The organism is uncultured Aurantimicrobium sp., assembly GCF_936931525.1.
Lineage (GTDB): Bacteria > Actinomycetota > Actinomycetes > Actinomycetales > Microbacteriaceae > Aurantimicrobium.
This window is the reverse complement of sequence record NZ_CAKZII010000074.1, coordinates 1-7,656: the sequence shown is the minus strand read 5'-3', so window position 1 is coordinate 7,656 and position 7,656 is coordinate 1. Positions and strand designations below refer to the sequence as shown.

At 56.2% G+C, this 7,656-nt stretch carries 10 protein-coding genes; 1 reads left to right on the top strand and 9 read right to left on the bottom strand.

The window, feature by feature from the left end; all coding sequences use genetic code 11:
- From Q0362_RS03355 to tilS, 9 genes are all read right to left on the bottom strand, one after another.
- The coding region (locus Q0362_RS03355) for an NAD(P)-binding domain-containing protein (protein ID WP_298119761.1) at positions 1-536 on the bottom strand (536 nt) is incomplete at its 3' end.
- Positions 520-1,002: a DUF3180 domain-containing protein gene (locus Q0362_RS03350; RefSeq protein ID WP_280794563.1), complete on the bottom strand. Its 483-nt coding sequence runs from the start codon at positions 1,000-1,002 to the stop codon at positions 520-522. The genes Q0362_RS03355 and Q0362_RS03350, both read right to left, overlap by 17 nt.
- Positions 999-1,508 (bottom strand): 2-amino-4-hydroxy-6-hydroxymethyldihydropteridine diphosphokinase, encoded by a 510-nt coding sequence (folK, locus tag Q0362_RS03345; protein ID WP_298119760.1) that lies wholly within the window; start codon positions 1,506-1,508, stop codon positions 999-1,001. Before folK ends, Q0362_RS03350 begins: the two co-directional genes overlap by 4 nt.
- Entirely contained in the window at positions 1,508-1,870 is a 363-nt protein-coding gene (folB, locus tag Q0362_RS03340; RefSeq protein WP_298119759.1) for a dihydroneopterin aldolase, read from the bottom strand. The genes folK and folB overlap by 1 nt, the downstream gene beginning before the upstream one ends.
- Positions 1,863-2,678, bottom strand: coding sequence for a dihydropteroate synthase (folP, locus tag Q0362_RS03335; RefSeq protein ID WP_298119757.1), 816 nt, complete (start codon positions 2,676-2,678; stop codon positions 1,863-1,865). Before folP ends, folB begins: the two co-directional genes overlap by 8 nt.
- Positions 2,671-3,252 carry a GTP cyclohydrolase I FolE gene (gene folE, locus Q0362_RS03330; RefSeq protein WP_298119755.1) on the bottom strand — a complete coding sequence of 194 codons (582 nt, stop codon included), beginning with the start codon at positions 3,250-3,252 and terminating at the stop codon, positions 2,671-2,673. Before folE ends, folP begins: the two co-directional genes overlap by 8 nt.
- Positions 3,253-3,254: 2 nt before the next feature.
- A complete protein-coding gene (gene ftsH, locus Q0362_RS03325) occupies positions 3,255-5,258 on the bottom strand; it encodes an ATP-dependent zinc metalloprotease FtsH (RefSeq protein WP_298119753.1) in 2,004 nt (667 codons plus the stop codon).
- A gap of 78 nt (positions 5,259-5,336) precedes the next feature.
- On the bottom strand, positions 5,337-5,906 hold the full coding sequence (gene hpt, locus Q0362_RS03320; RefSeq protein WP_298119751.1) for a hypoxanthine phosphoribosyltransferase: 570 nt from the start codon (positions 5,904-5,906) through the stop codon (positions 5,337-5,339).
- 26 nt (positions 5,907-5,932) lie between these two features.
- A complete protein-coding gene (gene tilS, locus Q0362_RS03315) occupies positions 5,933-6,958 on the bottom strand; it encodes a tRNA lysidine(34) synthetase TilS (RefSeq protein ID WP_298119749.1) in 1,026 nt (341 codons plus the stop codon).
- 46 nt (positions 6,959-7,004) lie between these two features.
- Between tilS and Q0362_RS03310 the strand changes: the two genes are divergently transcribed.
- A complete protein-coding gene (locus tag Q0362_RS03310; protein WP_298119746.1) occupies positions 7,005-7,496 on the top strand; it encodes an inorganic diphosphatase in 492 nt (163 codons plus the stop codon).
- Positions 7,497-7,656 lie beyond the last annotated feature (160 nt).

Sequence of the window (7,656 nt, the reverse complement as noted above, 5' to 3'; positions counted from 1 at the left end):
GCATACTGCGGACGCTGTGCCTCTGAGATCACAACGGGCTCTCCGCCCATCTCCACTGCGAGCGCTTGCCCAATGGGAAGCACAGGTGCCGGGGCGGTGACAGCAATGTAGCAATCTGCCAGGCGGGCAATATCCATGCTGGTTCCGGTGAATGCCATGGCGGGGTGAAGAGCCAAAGGAATTACTCCTGCCAGAACAGCAGGCTGCAACACCTCAACACCAAACTGAGCTGAGGTGTGCAGAACAATCTGACCCGGTTGCCACACTCCCGCAACAGCTAGACCGTTGACTAGGTCGGGCAACTCTTCGTCTGGCACAGCGATGAGAACAAGTTCACTGAGTTCCACAATGCGTGGAACTTCCATCACGGGAACATCAGGCAGTATGGCCTGTGCTCGCTCTTTACTCTCTTCGGAGATCGCCGAGATGCCCACAAGTGCATGGCCTGCGCCGGCCAAAGCCGCACCCAAGATGGGCCCAACTTTGCCTGCGCCAATAATGCCGATACCGAGGCGACCGTCACGCTGCTGGTTCACCGGCCACCTCCTTGTCTGACTTATCCATGTCTTCCGGAGGAAGAACACAGAGCCATTCTGCAATCAATCCAGCAGCAATGAGAAGGGCTGCTGAAATCAATTGAGCAATAACGTTCCACAAAATTGAACCGCTGGGCGCAATGGGTCGACCAAAAAGATAGACAAGCACCCCTGCACCGAGCCCCAACAGCAGTGCACCCGCAAAACTGCTGGCTTTAGCCAAGGCGAGAACGCGTGCGGCATAGAACGCATCAACAGGTTCTTTGCGCTTGCCGGTCACTTTGCGGCGAATAGGAATGGCGAGCAACACCACTGCCACGGCCACAACAAACAAGGTGAAAGCCAAGCTCAGTGGTGGCACATAGATAAATCCACCACGGGATTGAACGACGAGTTCCAGGAGATAGGAAGCGACGCCTCCAATCAGGAAGAAGCCGATCAGGGGAGCTGGGCTGGTGCGCTTCATGAACTCACCTCATAGCGGTGAAGTTCTTGACTGAGCTGTTCTGCCAGAGCGGAGATTGCTCCGTGGGGTTCAACCACAGCAGTGGGTTGAACATCGTGCCAAGGAACCACGACAAAGGAGCGTTCGAAAGCACGAGGGTGAGGAATGGTGAGGTGTTCAGTTTCCATCTGCACACCATCCATCCAGATGATGTCGAGATCCAAGGTTCGATCTCCCCAGCGTTCGTGACGCTCACGGCCGTGATCTTGTTCAATGCCATTGAGCTCAGTAAGTAGTGCTTCTGGTGGCAGATCCGTGTTGATCAATGCGACGGCGTTGAGATATTCCGGAGCATCTAGATCGACACCCTCAGGTTTCACCGCGGCAGATTCATAGAGTGGAGAGAGCTTAAGTAGAACAGTTCCACCCAGGTCAGCAACTTCGTTCGCTGCCTGCTTGATGGTCGCTGCCCGGTCCCCCAGGTTGGAACCGAAGGCGATGATGGCGTTCCTGCGAGGAGCGTCCATTAGCGGCTGCGCTCAATCGTGACAGCAACATCAGCAAATTCAACACTGATGGGTGCTTGGGGTTTGTGGACCGTGACCTCCACGCGTTCAACCGGCTTATGCGCCAGCACAACCTGGGCCACGCGCTCGGCTACGGTTTCTATGAGATCGACGGGGTCGCTGGATACCGCCGCAACCACTTCTTCAGCGAGCTCGCCGTAGTGCACGGTGTTGGCAAGGTCATCGCTGAGTGCGGCGGGAGACAGATCCAGCCATGCGGTGACATCGATGACAAAGAGCTGTCCGTTTGCTCGCTCGAAATCAAACACCCCGTGGTTGGCCTGAACACGCAGGCCGGTGAGGGTAATGCGGTCGTTACTCACGAGCGCCCTTGTTCCACGATTCCAGCACGCGCAGCGCACTTGCGGTGCGAGCAACGTCATGCACACGAACTGCCCAGACTCCGGCCTGAGCTGCCAGCACGCTGACAGCAACACTGGCAGAGTCACGGTCTTCGACCGTGGCATCTTCTGGCAGCAGCGATGCGAGGAATCGCTTCCGCGATGCCCCAACTAAGAGTGGGAAACCTAAGGCTTTGAGTTCATCCAAACGACCCAGCATCTGCCAGTTGTGCTCAGAGTTTTTGGCGAAACCGAGGCCTGGATCCAAGATGAGCTTCTCAGGTTTCATCCCTTCGGCAAGAAGTGCATCCACACGTTCGCCGAGTTCACGGGTGATGTCCGTTGGTGCATCTTTATAGAGTGCTCGGTTGTCCATGTCGACCGAGTGACCGCGCCAGTGGCTAGCAATAAAGGTCGCATCCGACTGGGCAACGACTTTAGGCATGAAGAAATCTGCAAGTCCGCCAGAAACGTCGTTGACGTATTGTGCGCCGCGTTCAATGGCGAGGATTGCTGTGGCGGCATTCATGGTGTCGATGCTGACGACAGCACCAGCACGGACGAGTGAACCAATCACGGGAAGAACACGGAGTTGTTCTTCTTCCACACTGACGCGCTGAGCGCCGGGGCGGGTTGATTCGCCACCAATGTCGATGATGTCTGCACCCTGCTCCATCATGGCAACGCCATGCTTCACTGCAGAGTCCGTGTCAAGGTATTTACCCCCATCACTGAAGGAGTCAACGGTGACGTTGAGGATGCCCATGATCTTGGTGCGGTGCTCAGTCATTGCTGTCACCACCAGCAGAACCAATCAGAGTCATGATTTCTGCACGAGCCGCAGGCTCGGTGAGCTCGCCGCGAGAGGCAATCGTGATGGTGCGACTGTTGGTCTGTTCAACACCACGTGCAGCCACACACTGGTGGCGAGCTTCAATGACAACGAGAACACCTCGAGGGTCGAGGCCTTCCACGAGCGCATCAGCAATTTGCTCGGTCAAGCTTTCTTGCATCTGTGGTCGTGCCGACAACGTGTTCACCACTCGAGGCAATTTCCCCAGGCCAACAACGCGGTCACCGGGGAGGTAGGCAACGTGAGCAACGCCCAGGAAAGGAAGAAGGTGGTGTTCACACATGGACCGAACAGTGATGTCGGTGACCACAACAGCATCGGAGAGCTGGTCGATGGGAACACTCTCACGCAAGTGGTCGAGTGGGTCTTGTCCTACCCCGGCAAAGAACTCTGCATAGGCTTCAGCAACACGTTCCGGGGTCGATGAGAAATGAGCCTTCGTCGGATCTTCACCAATAGCGTGAAGGAGCTCGACGACGGCCGCCTCAATTCGAGCCCGGTCGATAGTCATGTTTATGCCTTGGCAGCTGGCTTCTTCGCAGCAGGCTTTGCTGCTGGCTTGACTGGAGCCTTCTTGGCCACAGGCTTCTTCACTGCAGGCTTAGCTTCTGCCTTCTTGGCAGGAACCTTGACGGGAGGAAGCTTGGAGACAGGACGCTCGTTGCTAGAAAGCCACTGCTTACGCAACGGAAGCCTCTTCACATCCTTGAAGATTTCAGCAAGCTGGTTGTGGTCGAGAGTTTCCTTCTCGAGCAACTCAGTTGCCAGACGGTCCAGCACCTTGCGGTTGGAGTTCAGAACCTTCCACGCTTCGGTGTGAGCATTGTCGATGAGTGCGCGGATTTCCTTATCCACGTGCTCTGCCATCTGCTCGGAGTAGTCACGCTGGTGACCCATGTCACGGCCCAGGAACATCTCGCCGGATGCAGCGCCAAGCTTGACCGAACCCACGGTGGAGCTCATGCCGTATTCGGTGACCATCTTGCGGGCAATGCTTGTTGCCTTCTCGATGTCGTTCGATGCGCCTGTGGTGGGGTCGTGGAACACGATCTCTTCTGCAACGCGTCCACCCATTGCATAGGTGAGCTGGTCGAGGAGTTCGTTACGAGTGACCGAGTACTTATCTTCCAGCGGAAGCACCATGGTGTAACCGAGGGCACGGCCACGAGGAAGGATGGTGACCTTGGTCACGGGGTCAGAGAAGTTCATTGCTGCTGCAGCGAGCGCGTGACCACCTTCGTGATACGCGGTGATGAGCTTTTCTTGATCCTTCATCACACGGCTGCGACGCTGAGGTCCAGCGATGACGCGGTCAATCGACTCATCCAGTGCACGGTTGTCAATGAGCTGTGCGTTGGAACGAGCTGTCAGCAAAGCTGCCTCGTTGAGAACGTTGGCAAGGTCAGCACCGGTGAAGCCGGGAGTCTTGCGTGCGACAACTTCGAGGTCCACGTTCTTAGCCATGGGCTTGCCCTTGGCGTGAACTTCGAGGATGCGCTTGCGGCCTTCCATGTCTGGAGCGTCCACGCCAATCTGGCGGTCGAAACGACCAGGGCGCAGAAGTGCAGGGTCCAGAATGTCGGGACGGTTTGTGGCAGCAATAAGAATGACGTTGGTCTTAACGTCGAAGCCATCCATCTCCACCAGCATCTGGTTGAGGGTCTGCTCACGTTCGTCGTGGCCACCACCCATACCGGCACCACGGTGACGACCGACAGCATCGATTTCATCGATGAAGATGATGGCGGGAGCGTTCTGCTTGGCCTGTTCGAACAAGTCACGAACACGGCTCGCACCGACACCGACAAACATTTCAACGAAGTCAGAACCTGAGATGGAGTAGAACGGAACGCCTGCTTCACCGGCAACGGCACGAGCAAGCAGAGTCTTACCGGTTCCGGGAGGGCCATAGAGCAAGACACCGCGAGGAATGCGGGCGCCTACCGCGAGGAAGCGAGCAGGCTCCTTGAGGAAGTCAACGATTTCAGAAAGTTCTTCAACAGCTTCGTTGGCACCAGCAACGTCAGCGAAGGTGACGGTGGGGGTTTCCTTAGTGACGAGCTTGGCTTTGGACTTACCAAACTGCATGACACCACGGCCACCTCCCTGCATGGAGGAGAGCATGAACCAGAAGAACGCACCGATCAGCAATACAGGCAGGAAGATTCCCAGCATGCTGAGGAACCAGTTTTCCTTGGGAACCTCATCGTTGAAGCCGTCAGAAAGGGTGGCGTCATTGACAGCGTCAACGACCTGCACACCACGGGGCGCGACATAGAAGAACTGAACGTCCTTGCCATATTTCGCATCGGCTTCAGTGAGCTTGAGGTCGACGCGCTGCTCAATGTCAACAATGGTTGCACTGGCAACCTTGTTCTCTTTCAGGAAGGTCAAACCGTCATCAGTGGAGACAGCTTGGAAGCCGGTCATTGAGATGAGGGATGAGCCCACCCAGACAGCAATCACCGCAACGATGATGTAGAGCAGGGGACCGCGCAGAAGGTTCTTCAATTTCATGGTCTTCTCAGGGTATCGGTGCGGAGGCTATGCCCGCTGGGTGTTTGCCGAGGGCGGAATGGGAGTTAACCCATCTGTTTAAGCGTGAGGGTCTTCTCCGCCATACACGTGTGGGGAAAGAACGGCCAAGCCACGCACGTTGCGGTAGTCCTCGTTGTAATCGAGACCATAGCCAACAACGAAGGCGTTGGGGATGTCATAACCGACGTATTTCACGTCAACAGGTTCTTTGATGGCTTCGGGCTTGCGGAACATGGCCACAACCTCGATCGAGGCAGGACCACGAGATTCCAGGTTTCCAATAAGCCAGTTCAGGGTCAGACCCGAGTCAATGATGTCTTCCACGATGAGAACGTGACGACCGGCAATTTCGGCATCCAAGTCCTTCACGATGCGCACAACACCAGAAGACTTAGTACTGGAACCGTAAGAAGACACCGCCATGAAGTCGATGTGAGCGTGGAACTTCAGCTCGCGCACCAGATCACTGAGCACCATGACAGCGCCCTTGAGCACGGCAATGATGAGGACATCTTTGCCTTCGTAGTCGCGCTCAACCTCGCGAGCAAGCTCGGCCAGGCGGACCTGGATCTGCTCTTCCGAGAAGAGAATTTCGGTGATGTCGGATTCGACGTCGCGCAACTCCATGCGTGCGTTCCTTTGAGCTGGTGAGGCTAAGCCTCGGTGGGTGTGGACGATGATGCGGTCAGCACAAGCTGAGCACCTTGTCGCTCAACTCTAATACCGGGAACGTGGAGTTCACCCTGTCCATGCCAGTCCGACACTAGTCGGGCGATGGAGTTGGTGTGAACCGCGGACAAACTGACACCAAAAACGTCTAGGGCAGAGCGTCGAATCACTCGATTGAGCAATGCCGGGGCCAGGCCTTCTAGGACAGAAGTTTCTAGAGTGGCTCGCAGCGGAGGACCTGATTCACCCAACACAGGAATCATCACCGTGGGCATGATTTCTGCCACAAGAGCGTCGAGAACTTCGGCATCCTGCTTGAGCTGCTCTGCTGTTCTCGCCAGGGCTTCAGCAACACCGGGGCCCAGCTGGTTCTCCAACACAGGCATAACTTCGTTTCGAATCCGGACTCTTGTGTAGCTGGAGTCGTGGTTGTGGGGGTCGTTCCAGACAGAAAGTCCCTGATCTTCACAAGCAGCAACTGTCTCCGCCCGACGAATTCCCAAGAGAGGGCGGCGATAAATTCCGTTGACCTCGCTCATGCCGGCCAAACTTGTAGCACCCGAACCGCGGGTCAATCCCAGCAACACTGTTTCAGCTTGATCATCCAGGGTGTGACCGAGCAACACAGCAACTGCACTCAGTTCTGACGCAACCGTCTGTAACGCCTCATAGCGCGCCGAGCGGGCATCTGCTTCTGGGCCAGAGGCTGCCACAACTTTCACTCTGCGGATAACTACCGGGTCTAATCCCAGTGCTCGAGCCTGCTCTGCAGCGTTGTTGGCGACGACGTCAGAACCTTCTTGCAGACCGTGATCCACAATTACCGCCCCTGCAAGAAGCCCAGCACGAGGCGCTTCAAAGGCTAAACCGGCGGCTAGAGCTAAAGAGTCTGGTCCACCACTGAGTGCGACAAGAACGACAGCGTCAGGTGTGAGGTCAGAGAGGTTCTCTCGAATGGCACGACGAACGTCAGCCATGGCTGGCGTGAGTCGGGGACGTTCGGTCATCATCAAGTAACCTTATGAGGTATTCATCTCAACCGTGAAGGAGCCCATCGTGGCCGCTTACGACGTCGTCGTTGAAATTCCCAAGGGAAGCCGTAACAAGTATGAAGTTGACCACGAAACTGGTCGCGTCTACCTGGACCGCGTGCTGTTCACCACTTTCGTTTACCCCACCGACTACGGCTACTTCGAGAACACTCTCGGCCTTGACGGAGACCCCGTTGACGCTCTCGTTCTTCTCGAATACCCCGTCTTCCCCGGCGTTGGTGTTTCGGTTCGCCCTGTTGGCGTTCTCAACATGAGCGACGAAGCTGGTTCAGATGCCAAGGTCATCTGCGTTCCAGCTAAGGACCCACGTTGGGCTCACATCCAGGACATCGAAGATGTTCCTGAGCAGACTCGCAACGAGATCGACCACTTCTTCAAGCGTTACAAGGACCTCGAGCCTGGCAAGTTTGTCCAGGTTGATGGCTGGGGCAACGCAGCTGAAGCAGAGCAGATCGTTGTTGACGGTTTCGCTCGCCTCAAGGCTGAGGGCCACTAGTCATATAGACCACGAAAGAACCCCCGCTCAGTGAGCGGGGGTTCTTTTTGTTGAGTTCTTGTTATCCCAGTGGTGCGCCGCGATCTGCCATGAAGGGCTCAGGGTCAATACCGTTGAAAGCGGGGCTGTCGTGAACCTCGAAGTGAACGTGGCAACCAGT